We start from the raw sequence: 16,497 nt of genomic DNA on the forward strand, positions 1-16,497 counted from the left end.
CGCCGCGCCAGTGTCCGGTGGATGGAGGCGACGTGAGTTTTGACCTTGCGGTGTGGTTCGAGTCGGGGCGCGTCTCGGTCGCCGACGCCACGCGCACGTACGAGCGGCTGTGCGACGGCGACCTGACCGGTGCCGGAGTCGTGGCGAACGAGGCCGTGGCCGCCTTCCACCGGGAACTGACCGACCGATTCCCCGCGCCATCGGCCGCGGATGACGACGCACCCGCGGAGGCGTCCCCCTGGACGGGCGGCCTCGATGTCTCCGCCGCGCATGTGATCATGCCGATGTCCTGGAGCCGGGCCGACGGCACGGCGCCCGAGGTGGTGGACCTCGCCGGCCGGCACGGTCTGGTCTGCCTCGACCCGCAGGCCCAGGTGCTGCACCGCCCGCCCGCGCAGCGCGGGGCCGGCGGGCTGAGCCTTCGGCCGTGCGTCGGGCTGAAGGTGGAGGACGCGGACCCTGAGGTGATCGACCGTGCCGTACGCCGACTGTCCGCGGAGAACTGGTTCCTGATCCTGGAGCGGCGCAGCGGCCATTTCCTGCAGGCCGGCCACGGCCCCAACGCGGGCCTCGCCACGGACGACTTCGCCGTCGAACACCGCGAAGGCTCGATGGAACGCCACTACCGCTGCGTGCTGAGCCGGCGGGAAGAGGTGATCGCGCTCTTCGCCGACTACGCGGCGGGAGCGAACACCTGGAGCGTTGACGCCCAGTGGGCCGGCCTCTTCTGACACGACCGTGTCTTTTTCGGCCGGCATGGCATCGGCGCAGATCTCTCTTCTCGCCGCGCGCAAGCGACCATGCCACCGGACGGTCACGGGAACAGGCCGATACAGGCCGCGCGAAATCGCGCGACCTGTACCGATAGTCCAGGACCTGTATCGATAGTCCACAGGGAATTTGGTTGATCCGGTGCGGAATTCAGTTCTGTGCTGGAAATGAATTCGTGTCCGGGAAGGGGCGCGTTTCGGTGCGTCCGCTCCAGGGAGCCGCCTGATCGTCGACTAGAGGATTTCGATGTCCTTGACCCGCGGAGGACGGCTCGGGAAAGTGATGTCGGTCCACCGGTTGATGCGCACCGAGTCGCCGTTCGCGTCGTAGTAGATGAGATCGTTGTTGCCTGTCGAAATGCGGTCGACCCACCATGAGCCGAAGTTGGTCCGGCCCTTGTTGGCGTAGCAGTCCACGCTGGACCTCCCGTCCAGGTGCGACCAGATCTTCAGGTAGTCCGCCCCGCCACGGCACTCGATGTGGTCGATGGCGAACGCGTCGCCGGCGGGCATGGCCATCGTGACGGCCAGGGTGGCCACCGCCGCCACGCCCACGGAACGGGCTACCCGCATCGTCCTTGAGATCACAACTTCTCCTTCATTCAACATTTGAACGGGGAGAGCGCGACACGGCCGGACGCGCGAAGGTTTGCCAAAAGGGCGACTTTCTGCCTCCGTGCGATCCTTCCGTCGTCTTGTCTCTCGGGCTTTCCTCATGAAGATCCCGCAAGGCGGATGCATGCGGCAAGGATCTATGACCTCCCGGACCGGAATGTGCCCCTGAATGTCCAGATCGGGGCCACTTGGAGCGGGGTTGAAGCCGGATTTCCGGCCGCCCGCAAGGCCTTTTGGCCAGCCCGCAAGGCTTTTTGGTCAGATGGAAGAAAGGTGTCTCCGGTCGACAGGAATGCGGATCGGCGACGTCCTTTTCCTGTCGCCGTCGGCGATACTTCCCGCGCGAGGAAACCGTCGCGGTACTAGTCCGTCCGCCAGGGGAGCGCGGGTTCGGAGCCGGGGGTGCTGTGCCAGTAGTCCCGGGTGTCCACCGCGAGTCCGGCGGCGTCGAAGCGGACGAAGACGCAGCCCGCGAGGGTCGTCGGACTGCCGTCCTCCCGCGCGAGGACGCGGAACTCCGCGACCGCGCGGCCGTCCTGGCCGACCAGGGGTTCGGAGAAGCGGACGTCGGTCGTGGTCTCGGAGGCGAAGGACCAGCGGAGGTACGCGGCCAGTTCGTCCCGGCCGCGGTGGGGCTCCCGGAACGGCATCGACCGGTGGACGCACGCTTCCGCGTAGAGCTCCAGGATCGCCTCGACGTCATGGGCCGCCCAGGCCCGCTCCCACACCCGTACGAAGCGTCGTGCCGCGGTGGTCGTGTCCATCGCGGGCCTCAGACGCGCCCGGGCAGCCAGCGCAGCTGCGCGGCCTGCTGGTAAGGGCCGCCGCCCTCATGGTCGTTGAAGTCGTACACCTCGATCTCCTTCTCCTCGTGCGCCCAGGCGTTGTAGGCCGCGAAGACCGTCGACGGCGGGCAGGTCTGGTCCTCCAGGGCCGCCGAGAACAGGGCGGGGGCACGGCCGCGCGCCGCGAAGTGCACCCCGTCGAAGTAGGAGAGGGTGCGCCGCAGCTGTTCCGTGCGGCCCCGGTGGGTCTTGAGGTAGTTGCCGATCTCCCGGTACGGGGCGCGGTCCGTGAGGACCATGGCGCGCGGGAAGTCGCACAGGAACGGCACGTCGGGGGCGATCGCCGCCAGGTCGGGCACCAGACCGCCGACCGCGAGGGTGATGCCGCCGCCCTGGCTCCCGCCGAGCGCCGCGACGCGCGCCGCGTCCACCAGCGGATGCGAGCGGGCCGCCTCCACCGCGCGCACGGCGTCCGTGAACAGCCGCCGGTAGTAGTAGGTTTCCGGGTCCTCGATCCCTCGCGTCATGAACCCCGGGAAGGCGGGCGCGCTGCCCACCGGGTCCGGGGTGTCCCCGCCGCCCCACGCGCTCGCCTGGCCGCGGGTGTCCATCACGAAGTGCGCGAACCCGGCCGAGGCCCACAGCAGATGCGTGTGCGGGAGCCCGCGCCCGCCGCCGTACCCGATGAACTCGACGACGGTCGGCAGCGGGGAGTTCGCCCAGGCAGGGACGGTCAGCCAGCCCTTGATCGGATGCCCGCCGAACCCGGCGAACGTGACGTCGTGGACCGTGACGGTCTTCAGCGGGATCTCGACGGGCTCGAAGCGGGCGGCGAGGTCGTGCTCGCGCGCCTCCTGAAGGGTCTTGGCCCAGAAGGAGTCGAAGTCCTCGGGCTCGGCGGACGCGCTGCGGTAGGTGCGGAGTTCGTCGAGCGGGAGGTCGAACAGGGCCATCGGAAACCACCTTTCGGCACACGGGGGCGCGGATGATCACACCGTACGTCCGCCATGAAGGGGCTGCCACGGCCATGCGGGAACGGTGAACTCCCTTGCATGGAAGGCGGCGTCCAGCAGGTCGGAACACCGGGAGCCCACCCGTCGATGGCGCCATGGGCCCCGGGCGAGGCCGCTAGCCGAACCGTTCGATCCGAATCCGGTCCACCGGCTGTCCCGCCTCCACCAGGAGGCGTGAGGCGTGTTCCGCGAAGCCGTTGGAACCGCAGATGTAGGCCTCCCATCCGCCGGGGGGCCGTTCGGCCAGGAGGGGTGCCACATGTGCGGCGGTCATACGTCCGACGTGCGCACCGTCCGGGGCCGCGCGAGTGAACACCGGGGTGGTCTCGTCGCCGTACTCCCGTGCGTAGATCAGCTCTTCGGGGCTGCGCGCCGAGACCAGGAGGCGCAGTGGCACGTCCAGGGACCGTGCGCGGTGGTGCCGCAGCATCGACATCAGCGGGACGACACCGGAGCCGGCGCCGACGAGGAGGGCGGGCCGGTCCCCGGGCCAGGCGAAGAAGCCGCTGTTGGGGCCGCGGACCTCGACGGTGTCGCCGGGGCGGGCCACGGTGTGGAACCAGCCGGAGACCTCACCGCCGTCGACATGGTCCAGGGTCAGTTCGATGTGACCGGGGTCGTCGGGAGGGGACGCGATGGAGTAGTGGCGCTGCGCCACATATCCGTCGTCGGCGGTGAGCCGCAGCATCAGGTGCTGGCCGGGCACATGTCCCGCCCACGCGGGCACGGCGAACCGGAACGTGGCCGCGTGCGGGGTCTCGCGGCGGATCCCGGTGAGCGTCGCGGTCTGCCAGGTGGTGGCCGTCTGCGTGTCCACCGCGATGCGTCCGGGCACGGCGAACCGTGTCGGCGCTACGAAGGTCGTGGTCTCAGTCACCGGAGTAACGCTGCTCTTCCCAGGGGTTGCCGCGGGCGTGGTAGCCGTTCTGTTCCCAGAATCCCGGCTCGTCGTGGTCGAGGACGCGGATGCCCGCGATCCACTTGGCGCTCTTCCAGAAGTACAGATGCGGCACGATCAGCCGCGCCGGGCCGCCGTGCTCGGCCGGCAGCGGGCGCCCGTCGTACTCCCACACGATCCACGCGCGACCGCCGGTGAGGTCGGCCAGGGGGAGGTTCGCGGTGTACCCGGTGTGCGCGTACGCGACCGCGTGAGTGGCGGCCGGGTCGGGTCGTACGGCCTCCAGGAACGTATCCAGCGACACACCCCCGAACCGCACCCCGAACTTCGACCAGCTCGTCACGCAGTGGATGTCGCCCTCGTAGGACGAGGCGGGCAGCGCGTGCGCCTGCTCCCAGTCCCACGTCCGCGGCTCCGCCACCAGGCCGTCGATCCGCAGGGTCCAGTCCGCGGGCGCCAGGTCCGGGGTCACCTCGGCGGACAGGACGGGCCAGTCGTCTCCGGCGTCGTACTGGCCGGGCGGCAGTCCGGCGTTGTGGACGCGCGGGCGGCCGGTGAAGCCTCGCGTGACGTTCATACGAGTGGTGCCTCCAGGGCCGCGAGGGACGGCGGACCGCGGATCGAGCGTGGTCGCCGGGTACGGCGGCCCGCGGACCGAGGGTGAGCGTGGCGGGTGTGCGGGCGCGGACGGTGTCCCGGCGCGCGTCGCTGCTTGACCATTCAACGGTACGCGCTCGCGGATCGTGCTCCGAGCCGGAACCGGGCGCCGATCATTGCGTACGTATGAACTCTCCCGCGGCCCGGGAATAGCCGCGCCCCGATCTTCCTTGCCCCTGGAGTGGACTTTGGTGGCCCGTACACGCACGCACGGTGAGCGGTGTCACGGCAGCCGGTGACCGCCGGCCGCGGCGAGGAAGAGTGAGGGAGCAGATGACCGAGGCGTACGTCTCCACACGGTTCGAGGGCCCGGAGACGCAGGGGAACCCCTCCGGCCGTCACCCTCTCGACAACCCCGCGCTCGGCTCCCTCACCGGGCCCCACGCGCACTTCGCCGAACGCCGCGGACGCGTCCTGCGCTACCCCCTGGACGTGTCGCCGTGGCTGGCACTGCCGGACGATCCCGGCGCCGCGGACTGGGCGGATCTGGCGGCCCTGGTGGGCCCCGGGGGCGATGCTCCGCTGGCCGGTTTCGACGGCCGGACCCCGGACGGCTGGGAGGTCGTCTTCAGCCTCGACGGCGTCCAGCTCGTGGACGACGGACTGGACGCGGCGCCCGACGCGGAGGCGGTACGGCTCGGCCACGCCGACGTGCCGGACATGCTGGACCTGGTGGAGCGGACCCAGCCGGGCCCCTTCGAGCCGCGCACGGTCGAACTCGGCACGTATCTGGGCATCCGCCGGAACGGCGCCCTGGTCGCCATGGCCGGCGAGCGGCTCCACCCGCCGGGCTGGACGGAGATCAGCGCGGTCTGCACGGACCCCGCCCACCGCGGCGAGGGCCTGGCCACGCGGCTGATCCTGGCCGTCGCCCACGGCATCCGGGAGCGCGGCGAGACCCCGTTCCTGCACACCGCCGCGAGCAACACCGGCGCCATCCGCCTCTACGAATCGCTGGGATTCCGGCTGCGCCGCAACGTCCGCTTCATGGCCGCACGCGTGCCCGGGCACCTGGGCGACGAGCGGACCGCGGGCGTGGGATGACACCGCGCGAAGGCGCCGGGTCAGCCCGTCGGCGGTCCTGAGTCCGCCAGGCCCGTGTCACGGGCCATCGAGGTGGCGTTGTATCGCAGCAGATACGCGGCGAAGCGGGCCAGGTCCTCGTCGGGCCAGCCCGCCAGCCGCTCGCGGAACGCCAGCCGGCGGCTGTGGGTCACCTGCGACAGGATCTCGGTGCCCGCGGCGGTCAGGTCCAGCACCTGGACACGGTGGTCCTCCGGATCCATGCGCCGCTCGACCAGCCCGGCCCGCTCCAGCGCCGTCACCTGACGGCTCACCGTGGACTTGTCCAGCGCGTAGTGCGCCGCGAGGTCCGTCGCCCGGCAGCCGCCGACCTCCTCCAGATGCCCGAGGAGGGTGTACGACACCAGCGACAGCTCCGGATGCATGCGTCCCGCCGAGGCGCGGGCCCGCCGGGCGAAGACGGTCATCTCGCGCTGGATGATCTCCACCGCGGCATCGGCCGTCACCTCCGCGGCCGGCGTCTCCGTGGCGACGGCGTGCTCACCGGACCCTTCGGCTGCCATGACGGGACCTCCCTGACCTGCCCTTGTTGCATAGTACAACTTGGGGCGCGAGGTGCGAGAGGTACGCAGGTCGGCGCACGTGAATCCAGGGGTGAGCGGTCGGTGTACGACGGCCGCAAGTCCCCGCCGGTCCACTGATCGTTCCTGTAGGGTGGCCGTTCCGGCCGGGGGACCACTCGGCCGACGTGCCGTCGAGGAGGTGAGACCCATTACCGCTGTGTCAGGTCGGGTGCTCTCTTCTCCGGGCAGTACGGCCGCCGTCTGACGGTGGCCGCGGGAGCGCCCTTCGGTTCGTCGAAAGGCCCTCGGCTTCATGCCTCCTCTCCCTCCTGATGCTCCCGACGCGGCAGACCCCATGGTCGCCGCGCTCCGCTCCGCCGGCTGTGTCTTCGCCGAGGACGAGGCGGAACTGATCCGTTCCGCCGCCCGCACCCCGGACGAGGCCGCCGCGATGGTGGACCGGCGCGTCGCCGGACTGCCCCTCGAACACGTCCTCGGCTGGGCCGAGTTCCACGGTCTGCGCATCAGCCTCGACCCGGGCGTCTTCGTGCCGCGGCGTCGTACGGAGTTCCTGGTCGAGCAGGCCGTCGCGCTCGCGCGCGGTGCGTCCCTCGTGGTGGACCTGTGCTGCGGCTCGGGCGCGGTCGGAGCCGCGCTGGCCGCGTCCCTGGACGGCCCCGAGCTGCACGCCGCCGACATCGACCCGGCGGCGGTGCGCTGCGCCCGCCGCAACGTCGCCCCGTTCGCGGGACAGGTCCACGAAGGGGACCTGTTCGCGGCGCTGCCCGCCACGCTGCACGGCCGGGTCGGCATCCTGGCCGCCAACGTGCCCTACGTCCCGACCGACGAGGTCGGGCTGCTGCCGTCGGAGGCCCGCGACCACGAACCCCTGGTCGCCCTGGACGGCGGTGCGGACGGACTCGACCTCGCGCGCCGGGTCGCCGCCGAGGCGCCGCGCTGGCTGGCCCGCGGCGGCTGCCTCCTCGTCGAGACGAGCGAGCGGCAGGCGCCCACGGCCGTCGAGACCTTCGCCCGCGCGGGACTGATCGCGCGCCTGGCCGTCGCGGAGGAGCGGAACGCCAACGTGGTGATCGGCGTGAAGCCCTGACCGGTCGGGCCGGACGCGGGCGACATGCCGCGTTCGGCCCCTGATCGGCCGTTCTTCCCGCCTCGCGCGCCACACTCTGGCTGACCGCAGGTGCCAGAGGAGGGCCCGGACATGAGCAGCATCCCCGAGCAGTTCGACGCGTGGGACATCAAGGAGTCCGGGCCCGCCGACGCGGACACCCGGGTCCTGCTGCTGCCGGGCGGCATGTGCGGCACCGTGTTCTACGACGACATGACGGCCGCGCCGTCGCTCGCCTCCGCGCCGGTGCGGCTGGTGGCCGCGACCCTTCCGGGGCACGCGGGCACCGCGCCGCCGCGCGATCTCTCCATCGAGAACTACGCGGCGATGGCCGGCGCCCTGGCCGCGGAGCGCGGCTGCGGTGTCGTGGTCGGGCACAGCATGGGTGCCAACGTCGCCCTGGAGATGGCGGCCGGCGGGCATTTCACCGGACCCGTCGTCCTGCTCTCCCCGACGTTCTCGGCGTCCGACGAGGACAGGGCGCTCGCGATCGCCAACGGCCTCGGGCGGGTGCCGGGCCTCGGGGCGCTGACCTGGATCGGCCTGGTCAAGGCGACACCGCGGGTCGTGGGACAGATGGTCCCCTCGGACCGCCGCGAGGTGCTGGGTGCCGACCTGGCCAGGAACGACCCGGCGTTCTGCCGGATCATGATCCGCCGCTACTTCGACTACCTGGACCGGTACGGGAGCCTGGTGCCCCGGCTCCGTGACGCGGGTGTGCCCGCCTGGGTCGTGCGCGGCGACCGGGACGAGATCGGCCTGAAGGACGAGGAGCGGGCCGGGCTGGAGGCCAGCCCCAACGTGACGATGGTCCCGGTCCCCGACGCCGGCCACGTGGTCATGGTCGACCAGCCCGAGGCGGTCGCCGCCCTTGTGGCCCGGGTGGCCCTCGGCTGAACCGCGCCGGACCTCGCGCCGGACCTCGCGCCCACGGGTCTCCGCCGAGTGATCCTCCTCATTGTGCAACTAGTTGCATAACGTGTCGCCGGTCGTCTACAACAGACGTACGACACCGCGCACGGAGGGGCCCGATGAGCCGTTACCCGCATCTGCTGAACCCGCTCGACCTGGGCTTCACCACGCTGCCCAACCGCGTACTCATGGGCTCCATGCACGTGGGCCTGGAGGAGGCCGAGCGCGGCTTCGAGCGCATGGCGGAGTTCTACGCCACCCGCGCGCGTGGCGGCGTGGGCCTGATCGTCACCGGTGGCATCGCGCCCAATGACGCCGGCCGGCCCTACGAGGGCGGCGCCAAGCTGACCACGGAGGCCGAGGCCGAGCAGCACGCCGGGATCACCGCCGCGGTGCACCGCGAGGGCGGGAAGATCGCGATGCAGATCCTGCACTTCGGCCGGTACGCCTATCACAAGGACCTGGTCGCCCCCAGCGCCCTGCAGGCCCCGATCAGCCCCTTCGTGCCGAACGAGCTCAGCGACACCGAGGTCGAGCAGACCATCGACGACTACGCCCGCGCCGCCCGGCTCGCCCGGCAGGCCGGCTACGACGGCGTCGAGATCATGGGCTCCGAGGGCTACCTCATTAACGAGTTCATCGCCCTGCAGACCAACCGGCGCGAGGACCGCTGGGGTGGCTCGTACGAGAACCGGATGCGCTTCCCCGTCGAGATCGTCCGCCGCGTCCGCGAGGCCGTCGGCGAGGACTTCATCATCATCTACCGTCTGTCGATGCTCGACCTCGTGCCCGGCGGCTCCTCGCTCGACGAGGTCGTCACGCTCGCGCGGGCCGTCGAGGCCGCCGGAGCGACGATCATCAACACCGGCATCGGCTGGCACGAGGCCCGTATCCCCACCATCGCGACCTCGGTGCCGCGCGGCGCGTACGCCTGGGTGACCAAGAAGGTCATGGGCTCCGTCTCGATCCCGCTGGTGACCACCAACCGCATCAACACCCCGGAGATCGCCGAGCAGTTGCTCGCCGACGGCCACGCCGACATGGTCTCCCTCGCCCGGCCGATGCTGGCCGACCCCGACTTCGTCGCCAAGGCCGAGGCCGGTCGCCCGGAGGCCATCAACACCTGCATCGGGTGCAACCAGGCCTGCCTCGACCACACCTTCAGCGGCAAGATCACCTCCTGCCTGGTCAACCCGCGGGCCTGCCACGAGACGGAACTCGTCCTCGCCCCGACCCGGCTGCGCAAGACCGTCGCCGTCGTGGGCGCCGGTCCCGCCGGACTCGCCTGCGCCGTCAGCGCCGCCGAACGCGGCCACGACGTCACGCTGTTCGACGCCGCGGACGACATCGGCGGCCAGCTCAACGTGGCCCGCAAGGTCCCCGGCAAGCAGGAGTTCGACGAGACCATCCGCTACTTCCGCACCCAGCTCGAACTCCACGGCGTGGAGCTCCGGTTGAACACCCCGGCCACCGTGGAGACGCTGGAGTCGTACGACGAGGTCGTCATCGCCACGGGCGTCACCCCGCGCATCCCGGAGATCGAGGGCGTCGACCACCCGAGCGTCGTCGGCTACCTCGACGTCCTGCGCGACGGAGCGCCCGTCGGCGACCGCGTCGCCATCCTCGGCGCCGGCGGCATCGGCTTCGACGTCGCCGAGTTCCTCACCGACAGCGGCGACAAGGCGAGCGAGGACCCGGCGACGTACTTCCGCAACTGGGGCGTCGACATGGACTACCGCGCCCCCGGAGGTCTCGGTGCCCCCGAACGCCCCGCCCCGCCGCGCACCGTGCACCTCCTCCAGCGCAAGGCGTCCAAGGTCGGCGCCGGACTCGGCAAGACCACCGGCTGGATCCACCGCACCGAACTCAAGCACCGGGGCGTCACCATGGTTCCCGGCGTCCAGTACGACCGGATCGACGACGCCGGACTCCACGTCACCGTCGACGGGCACAGCCAGGTCCTGGAGGTCGACACCATCGTCCTGTGCACCGGCCAGGACCCGCGTCGCGACCTGTACGAGGCGCTGCGCGCCACGGGCCGCGGCGTCCACCTCATCGGCGGCGCCGACGTGGCCGCCGAACTGGACGCCAAGCGGGCCATCAAGCAGGGAACCGAACTGGCGGCGGCGCTCTAGGGCGACTTTCGAGGCGAGGTACAACCGTTTCGGCGTGTCGTGGGTCACATCAGGCAGGAGCAAACGCCTCCAAAGATCCGCAAGGGGGAAATAATGGGATTCAACCGTTCCGCCCTGATGGCAGGCACCTTCGCCGCGGTGCTGGTGGGAGCCACCGCAGCCATGGCGGCGCCCGCCTCGGCCGCACCCAACACCACGCCGCAGAAGGTCTGCGGCAGCGCCTACAAGACCGTGAACTCGGCGCCCATCGGCTCCCTGGGCACCGTGTACCTCACGTACAACTCCTCGAACGGCAAGAACTGCGTCACGACCATCCGCAACAGCCCCGGCACCGCCGTGGAGATGTCCGCGTGGGTCTACATCCCCGACACCGGTCTGGGTGACGACGACTACGGCCAGTACACGTCGTACGCGGGACCGACGTACGTGTACGGCAAGGGCCACTGCGTGGACTGGGGCGGCCAGATCAAGAACGTGTACACCCAGGTGTCCGGCTCCAACTGCGGCGCCTTCAGGGAGCAGCGGGTGACCTTCACCCGCTGACCCGCCGATCCGGATGGCCGCCGCGCACCACGCGGCGGGCGCCCGGGGACGCACGACCCGGCTCGCCCCGGCGGACTCACCGAGTTCCGCCGGGGCGCATGCCCGTCGGGGCGTCCGGGGGAGCGCGACCGGTCATCGGGCGACACGCGCGGCGCTCCCTAGGATGACCTCATGTCACTCCCGCACGCGATCCTCACCGCCCTGCTCGAGAAGCCCTCGTCCGGCCTCGAACTGACCCGGCGGTTCGACAAGTCGATCGGCTACTTCTGGTCGGCGACGCACCAGCAGATCTATCGCGAGCTGGGAAAACTGGAGGCCGAGGGATACATCAGGGCCCTGCCTCCCGAGCAGCACAGCCGGGGTCAGAAGAAGAGCTACGAGGTCCTGCCCGCCGGCCGCGCCGAACTCGCCCGCTGGACCGCCGCCTCGCAGGACCCGAAGCCGCTGCGCGACACGATGCTGCTGCGCCTGCGTGCCGCGGCCGTCGTCGGAACCGAGGGCCTGGAGACCGACCTGCGCCGCCATCTCGCCCTGCACCAGCGCCAGTTGGCCGAGTACGAGGAGATCCAGGACCGGGACTTCCCACCGGAGAAGAGCACGCCGGAGGACCGGCTGCGCCACCTCGTCCTGCGCGCCGGCATCGACCTGGAGACCTTCTGGACCCAGTGGATCGCCCACGCCCTGGCCGAGTTCGAGAGCATGCGCGCGGGCGACTGAGCGCCGCACACCCGGCCGGACCCGGTGCGAGGCGGCCGTCCGTGACCGGAGTCGGCGGAACGGCCGCCCGTCGGGACGGACCCGGATCAGAGCCGGTGGGGCTTGGAACGGCGGCGCAGGAACCATCCCGCCGCCACCGTGCCGGCCACGACGAGCGCGCCGCCGCCGATGACGGTCGCCGTGCCGTAGTCCTTCACGGCTCCGCCGAGCCCGCCCATGACACCACGCGACGGCGACGGGGAGACCGTCGTCGAGATCGTGGGCGTCGCGGAGGCCGAGGGGGTCGAGCCGGCCGCGACGACGATCGCCTGGGTGCCCGCCGTCGTGCCGTCCTGGCAGACGACGATGACCGTGAACGTCCCGGGGCTCACGCCCGTCCAGGCCGCCGACTGGTTGCTGCTCGTCCCGGTGAGCGGCATCTGGCGGCCTTGAGCGAAGTTCGTCTGCCCGCTGGAGAGCAGCGAGGCGTTGCCGAAGCTGCTCCCGTTGCTCGGGCAGGCGCTGGTGGTGACCGAGACCGAGGTGCCGCTGGTGCTCACGGAGATCCCGGAACCCCATGCGACGGCCGCCGGGGCGGCGAGGGTGAGCGGAAGCGCAGCGGTGGCGGCCACGGTCAGGCCGGAGCGGAGAAGTCTCTGAGTGGTACGCATAGGAACTGCCCTCCAGCGGCACGGTTGGCGGTACATCCCATGCGCCGCCGAGGATTGGAAAGGCCCGTGCGCCTCAGTGCGAGCCAATGCGCCCTGGCCGGGGCCCGCATGCGGACGGGGACCGGGCAGGTGACGGATTCCATCGTCCGGCGGACTGCCGACGCCGATGACGGCCCGTTCGCGGCGGGAGCGCGTGGCGCCGTGGCGTGCGCGTGCGGGGGCTGCGTCAGGGCGCGCCGGGCCGGGCCGGAGTCGGGCCGGAGCCAGGCCGGAGCTGGGCCCGGGCTTCGCCGGGCGGGTGGGACTTCGCGGGCGTGGCACGAGGCGTGCCGGGTGGCGCCGGGCGGGCGGGGCTCAGCGGTGACCGCCCCAGGGCCCGGTGGTCAGCCGCCGGTCGTCACGGAGCGCTCCGGTGACAGCGCGCCCCAGGTGCCGTCGGGCAGCTTCGCCCGGAGCCGGACCCGGTGCGTCACGTTCGCCTCCCGGCCGACGTAGAAGCTGTGGGTGCACGTGCCCTCGGGCGGGCTGCCGCCCCAGACCAGCGAGGTCACCGCACGCCCGTCGAGCTGGATCCGGTACTCCGTGATCACCCCGTCGACCTCGGGCGCGGTCCACGCCAGGTCGATGTAGTACGCCCCGTCGCTCCGGTGGGTCGTGGCCCGGAAGCCGGCCGGTGCCGTGCTCCGGTCGTCCGCAGCCCCCGGCGCCGTACTGATCCTCACGGGGCCGCTCGGCGACGAGACGTTGTCCGCGGTGTCACGGGCCCGCACGGTGAACACGTAGTCCGTGCCCGGCCGCAGCCCCGTGACGACGGCGGCCGTCTGCGCGCCCCCGACACTGTGGATCTTCGACGAGCCCTGATAGATGTCGTACGAGGCCACGCCCCGCGCGTCGGACGCCGCCGTCCAGGAGAGCTGGACCGCCCGGCCGCCGAGGGCCCTTCCCTTCGGGCCGCCGGGGCGGGTAGGCGCGGTGCGGTCTGCCGCGGCCGCCGCCGGAGTGGTGGCCCGCACGGGCCGGCTCAGCGGCCCCGGAACCCCGTCCGCGTTCCGGGCGCGGACCCTGAAGACGTACGAGGTGGACGGTTCGAGTCGCGTGACGTCCACCATGTGCTCCGAACCCGGCACCTCCTTGACCTTGGTGGTGCCGCGATACACCTCGTAGCGGGTGATCCCCGGGTCCTCGGTGGCCAGGTTCCACATGACGTGCACGCTGGTCGAGCTGCCCGCGGCGGCGGTCACGCCCGTCGCCGCCGCGGGCACCCGTTCGCCCCGGCCGGACGCGGGGGCGCCCCATCCGCAGGAGGTGAGCGCGAGCAGCGCCGCGCATGCCAGGGTGCGCCGGACGGTGGGGGGAACGCGTCGCACGGGTCTGCCCTCCCTCGACGGGATTGGTCTGTACCTATAAGACACGGGTGACGCGGCCACATCAAGAGGGCGGACGTCGTTGACCGGAGCGTCGCGGGGGTACGTATGCTGATCCCCGACGCGGTGTGAACTCGCCCCATTTTCAGGGGAGTTCCTGCCCTCGGCGCGGAACGCTGTCGTCGCTGATCCCGCGCCGACGCGTGCGGCCGAGCGGCCGGAGCCGGGTTCGGCTCGGGCCCTCGGCCGTGCGGCGCCCGCGTACGCGGCCGTGCACCGTCCGGCCCCCTCCCGGTGGACGCGCTGTCAAAGGCCCACCAGATTTGGGCAAATGAGCGTCCACGTCCCCCAGGAGAGGGTCTCCCATCGTGCGTGTCCAGTCGCTGACGCTGGCCGCGGCCGCCGCGGCCGCCCTGCTCGCCACGGCCCCGGTGGTGCTGTCCAGGTCCTCCACCACGGGCAGCCCCGGAAGCGCTGCCGCACCCGCGCGGGAGGGCTCCGTCCAGGCCGCCGACCTGCTGGCGAAACTCCAAGGCTGCGACCCCGTCTCGCACGGGAGATACCGCAGCGACGACGGCACCCGTGCCGAGATTCCGGTCTGCGGCATTCCGGGCGCGGTCCACTGGACGGCCGACATGGACATCGACTGCGACGGCAGGGCGGGCCCCCTGTGCAACAGCCGCACCGACCCGCTGTTCTCCGAGTCCACGGCCTTCACGCAGTCCGACGGCCGATATCTGAGTGCCGAGACCCTGCCCTACATCGTCGTACCGGCGCCGAGCGACATCTGGAACTTCCGGGAGCACGGCATCGGACCCGGCTCGGTGGCGGTCGTGATCTACCGGGACCGCGTCCAGTACGCCGTCGTCGGTGACACCGGCCCGCAGGACATCATCGGCGAGGCGTCGTACGCGACGGCCGCGGGACTCGGGATCCGTCCCGACCCCCGCGGCGGAGGCACGCCGTCCGGGGTCACGTACCTCGTGTTCAAGAACGCCCGGGTGTCACCCATCCAGGACCACGCCGCCGCGGTGGCGACGGGGGAGAGGCTGGCCCGGGCGCTCCTGGGCGACGGCTGAACCGAGGGCCGTCCGCCGTCAGACGGCCGCCCACCCGTTGTCGACGGGCAGGATCACACCGTTGATGTTGCTCGCCGCGTCCGAGGCGAGGAACACGATCGCCGAAGCCTGCTCCTCGGCCTCGGCGAGCCGGCCGACGTTGCCCATGTACGCGCCGAGGGCTGCCGGACCGTGGGCGCCCGGCTCGATGTCCACGGTGATGCCGGTGCTGGTGCCGCCCGGGGCGATGGCGTTCGCGCGGATGCCCTTGTCCCGGTACATCACGGCGAGGGACTTGGTGAGTCCCACGACGCCGTGCTTCGACGCGGTGTACGCGGCTCCGGCGGCGCTGCCGCGCAGGCCCGCCTCCGACGCGGTGTTCACCACGACCCCCTTGCCGGCGGCGAGCATGTGCGGCAGGACGGCCCGGGTGAGCAGGAAGGGGGCCGTGAGGTTGACCCGGATCACCCGCTCCCACTCCGCGTCGCTGACCTCGGCCACCGCCGACATGCGGTCCATGATCCCGGCGTTGTTCACCAGCACGTCCACCCCGCCGAACCGCTCCACCGCGGTCGCGGTCACCCGGTCGACGACCGCCTGCTCGCCGAGGTCGCCCGTCACGGCCACGGCGCTGCCGCCCGCCGCCTCGATCTCGGCGACGACGGCCGCGGCGCCCTCGGCGTTGAGATCGGCCACGACCACCCGCGCGCCCCCGGCCGCGAAGGCGAGGGCGGTGGCGCGGCCGATGCCCGATCCGGCGCCGGTGACGATGACGCTGCGGCCGTCCGGTCCCGTGGTGCTCATGACGTTCTCCCAGAGGTGCGTACGAGTGCGGGTGACGTCCCGCGCCGCAACAGTACGACTTATTGTCGCTGAATGACAGAAAGTCCCGGAAGGGATCGTCCGGGAAGGGATCGGAGATCGCTAGACTCGCCGCAGCCGCGGTCCCGGGCGGCATCCGCGGACGGAAACCAGAACCGAGGAGTCACGAGTGGTGCCGGACGGCGCGATCGGCGAACACCCCGGCAGAGGCCGCGGCCGTACCGGGCGGCCGCCGCTCACCGACGAGCGCAAGGCCGAGATCCGGCTGGAGATCGCCCGCGCCGCCGTCGAACTGTTCGTGGACCAGGGCGTCGCCGCCACCACCGGGGACCAGATCGCCCAGGCCGTCGGCCTGTCCACGCGAACCCTGTGGCGCTACTTCCCGGGCAAGGAGAGCTGCGTGAGCCCGCTGTTCGCGGCCGGGATCGACGCGATCGCCGCGGCGCTGCGGGCCTGGCCGGCGGGCGTTCCCCTGGAGGACGCCCTGGAGCGGGCGTCCACGAACGGCGAGGTGCTGATGGCGAAGCCGGAGCCGCCGAGGGTCCGTACGCTGCTCAGGCTCACGCGTACCGAACCGGGACTCCGCGCCGTCTGGCTCCAGGCGCACGACGAGGCCGAGCCCGTGTTCGCCCGCGCACTCGCCGACCGCGCCGGTCTCGACGCCGTCGATCTGCGCTCGCAGATCCAGGCCGCGATGCTCAACGCCGCACTGCGCGCCGCAGTCGAGCACTACGCGTGGCGCACCGACGAAGAGGATCCCGACCCCGCGACGGCCCGCGCGGAACTGGCGGCGACCATCCGTTCGGCCCTGACCTTCGCGGCGAACGGAATCACCTGAGACGGGCC

At 71.9% G+C, this 16,497-nt stretch carries 18 protein-coding genes; 9 read left to right on the plus strand and 9 right to left on the minus strand.

The features are described 5' to 3' along the window. Positions 1 to 32: 32 nt before the first annotated feature. The gene (locus ACFYYF_RS11365) at positions 33 to 731 is read left to right on the plus strand and encodes a hypothetical protein (protein WP_388773857.1); all 699 of its coding nucleotides are present in this window, start codon (positions 33 to 35) and stop codon (positions 729 to 731) included. Positions 732 to 1,004: 273 nt separating this feature from the next. On the opposite strand, the gene ACFYYF_RS11370 is transcribed toward ACFYYF_RS11365, so the two are convergent. From ACFYYF_RS11370 to ACFYYF_RS11390, 5 genes are all read right to left on the minus strand, one after another. Continuing rightward, positions 1,005 to 1,343 (minus strand): beta/gamma crystallin domain-containing protein, encoded by a 339-nt coding sequence (locus ACFYYF_RS11370; RefSeq protein WP_361688121.1) that lies wholly within the window; start codon positions 1,341 to 1,343, stop codon positions 1,005 to 1,007. Between the two features lie 404 nt (positions 1,344 to 1,747). Continuing rightward, positions 1,748 to 2,149, minus strand: coding sequence for a nuclear transport factor 2 family protein (locus tag ACFYYF_RS11375; RefSeq protein ID WP_388773860.1), 402 nt, complete (start codon positions 2,147 to 2,149; stop codon positions 1,748 to 1,750). Between the two features lie 8 nt (positions 2,150 to 2,157). Beyond that, positions 2,158 to 3,123: an acetylxylan esterase gene (locus tag ACFYYF_RS11380; RefSeq protein ID WP_388773862.1), complete on the minus strand. Its 966-nt coding sequence runs from the start codon at positions 3,121 to 3,123 to the stop codon at positions 2,158 to 2,160. Between the two features lie 175 nt (positions 3,124 to 3,298). Further along, positions 3,299 to 4,060: a ferredoxin reductase gene (locus tag ACFYYF_RS11385; RefSeq protein ID WP_388773865.1), complete on the minus strand. Its 762-nt coding sequence runs from the start codon at positions 4,058 to 4,060 to the stop codon at positions 3,299 to 3,301. Next, positions 4,053 to 4,658 (minus strand): sulfite oxidase-like oxidoreductase, encoded by a 606-nt coding sequence (locus ACFYYF_RS11390; protein ID WP_388773867.1) that lies wholly within the window; start codon positions 4,656 to 4,658, stop codon positions 4,053 to 4,055. The genes ACFYYF_RS11385 and ACFYYF_RS11390 overlap by 8 nt, the downstream gene beginning before the upstream one ends. A 353-nt stretch (positions 4,659 to 5,011) precedes the next feature. Here ACFYYF_RS11390 and ACFYYF_RS11395 point away from each other — a divergent pair, with 353 nt between their 5' ends. Then, complete coding sequence (locus ACFYYF_RS11395) at positions 5,012 to 5,782, plus strand: GNAT family N-acetyltransferase (RefSeq protein ID WP_388774367.1); 771 nt, start codon at positions 5,012 to 5,014, stop codon at positions 5,780 to 5,782. A gap of 20 nt (positions 5,783 to 5,802) precedes the next feature. Here the strand turns inward: ACFYYF_RS11395 and ACFYYF_RS11400 are convergent, their stop codons facing one another. Next, positions 5,803 to 6,228: a MarR family winged helix-turn-helix transcriptional regulator gene (locus ACFYYF_RS11400; protein WP_388774369.1), complete on the minus strand. Its 426-nt coding sequence runs from the start codon at positions 6,226 to 6,228 to the stop codon at positions 5,803 to 5,805. A gap of 409 nt (positions 6,229 to 6,637) precedes the next feature. On the opposite strand from ACFYYF_RS11400, the gene ACFYYF_RS11405 reads away from it, so the two are divergent. The 5 genes from ACFYYF_RS11405 to ACFYYF_RS11425 all read left to right on the plus strand — a co-directional run bounded on the left by ACFYYF_RS11405 (position 6,638) and on the right by ACFYYF_RS11425 (position 11,757). Then, on the plus strand, positions 6,638 to 7,432 hold the full coding sequence (locus ACFYYF_RS11405; protein WP_388773870.1) for a putative protein N(5)-glutamine methyltransferase: 795 nt from the start codon (positions 6,638 to 6,640) through the stop codon (positions 7,430 to 7,432). A 111-nt stretch (positions 7,433 to 7,543) separates the two neighbouring features. Further along, complete coding sequence (locus tag ACFYYF_RS11410; protein WP_388773872.1) at positions 7,544 to 8,347, plus strand: alpha/beta fold hydrolase; 804 nt, start codon at positions 7,544 to 7,546, stop codon at positions 8,345 to 8,347. Positions 8,348 to 8,481: 134 nt separating this feature from the next. Then, on the plus strand, positions 8,482 to 10,497 hold the full coding sequence (locus ACFYYF_RS11415; RefSeq protein WP_388773874.1) for an FAD-dependent oxidoreductase: 2,016 nt from the start codon (positions 8,482 to 8,484) through the stop codon (positions 10,495 to 10,497). Between the two features lie 93 nt (positions 10,498 to 10,590). Next, positions 10,591 to 11,040, plus strand: coding sequence for a spore-associated protein (locus ACFYYF_RS11420; RefSeq protein ID WP_361687932.1), 450 nt, complete (start codon positions 10,591 to 10,593; stop codon positions 11,038 to 11,040). A 171-nt stretch (positions 11,041 to 11,211) separates the two neighbouring features. Next, the gene (locus ACFYYF_RS11425) at positions 11,212 to 11,757 is read left to right on the plus strand and encodes a PadR family transcriptional regulator (RefSeq protein ID WP_388773876.1); all 546 of its coding nucleotides are present in this window, start codon (positions 11,212 to 11,214) and stop codon (positions 11,755 to 11,757) included. Between the two features lie 86 nt (positions 11,758 to 11,843). Here the strand turns inward: ACFYYF_RS11425 and ACFYYF_RS11430 are convergent, their stop codons facing one another. Together ACFYYF_RS11430 and ACFYYF_RS11435 are read right to left on the minus strand one after the other, a co-directional pair. Next, on the minus strand, positions 11,844 to 12,407 hold the full coding sequence (locus ACFYYF_RS11430; RefSeq protein WP_365487046.1) for a hypothetical protein: 564 nt from the start codon (positions 12,405 to 12,407) through the stop codon (positions 11,844 to 11,846). Between the two features lie 383 nt (positions 12,408 to 12,790). Next, a complete protein-coding gene (locus tag ACFYYF_RS11435; protein ID WP_388773879.1) occupies positions 12,791 to 13,774 on the minus strand; it encodes a fibronectin type III domain-containing protein in 984 nt (327 codons plus the stop codon). A gap of 365 nt (positions 13,775 to 14,139) precedes the next feature. Between ACFYYF_RS11435 and ACFYYF_RS11440 the strand changes: the two genes are divergently transcribed. Continuing rightward, the gene (locus tag ACFYYF_RS11440) at positions 14,140 to 14,850 is read left to right on the plus strand and encodes a glycoside hydrolase family 75 protein (protein ID WP_388773881.1); all 711 of its coding nucleotides are present in this window, start codon (positions 14,140 to 14,142) and stop codon (positions 14,848 to 14,850) included. An 18-nt stretch (positions 14,851 to 14,868) separates the two neighbouring features. On the opposite strand, the gene ACFYYF_RS11445 is transcribed toward ACFYYF_RS11440, so the two are convergent. Continuing rightward, positions 14,869 to 15,633 (minus strand): SDR family NAD(P)-dependent oxidoreductase, encoded by a 765-nt coding sequence (locus ACFYYF_RS11445; RefSeq protein ID WP_388773884.1) that lies wholly within the window; start codon positions 15,631 to 15,633, stop codon positions 14,869 to 14,871. 190 nt (positions 15,634 to 15,823) lie between these two features. Here ACFYYF_RS11445 and ACFYYF_RS11450 point away from each other — a divergent pair, with 190 nt between their 5' ends. Beyond that, positions 15,824 to 16,489, plus strand: coding sequence for a helix-turn-helix domain-containing protein (locus tag ACFYYF_RS11450; protein WP_361687950.1), 666 nt, complete (start codon positions 15,824 to 15,826; stop codon positions 16,487 to 16,489). Positions 16,490 to 16,497 lie beyond the last annotated feature (8 nt).

Origin of the sequence: Streptomyces sp. NPDC001914 (genome assembly GCF_042891215.1) — a bacterium.
Lineage (GTDB): Bacteria > Actinomycetota > Actinomycetes > Streptomycetales > Streptomycetaceae > Streptomyces.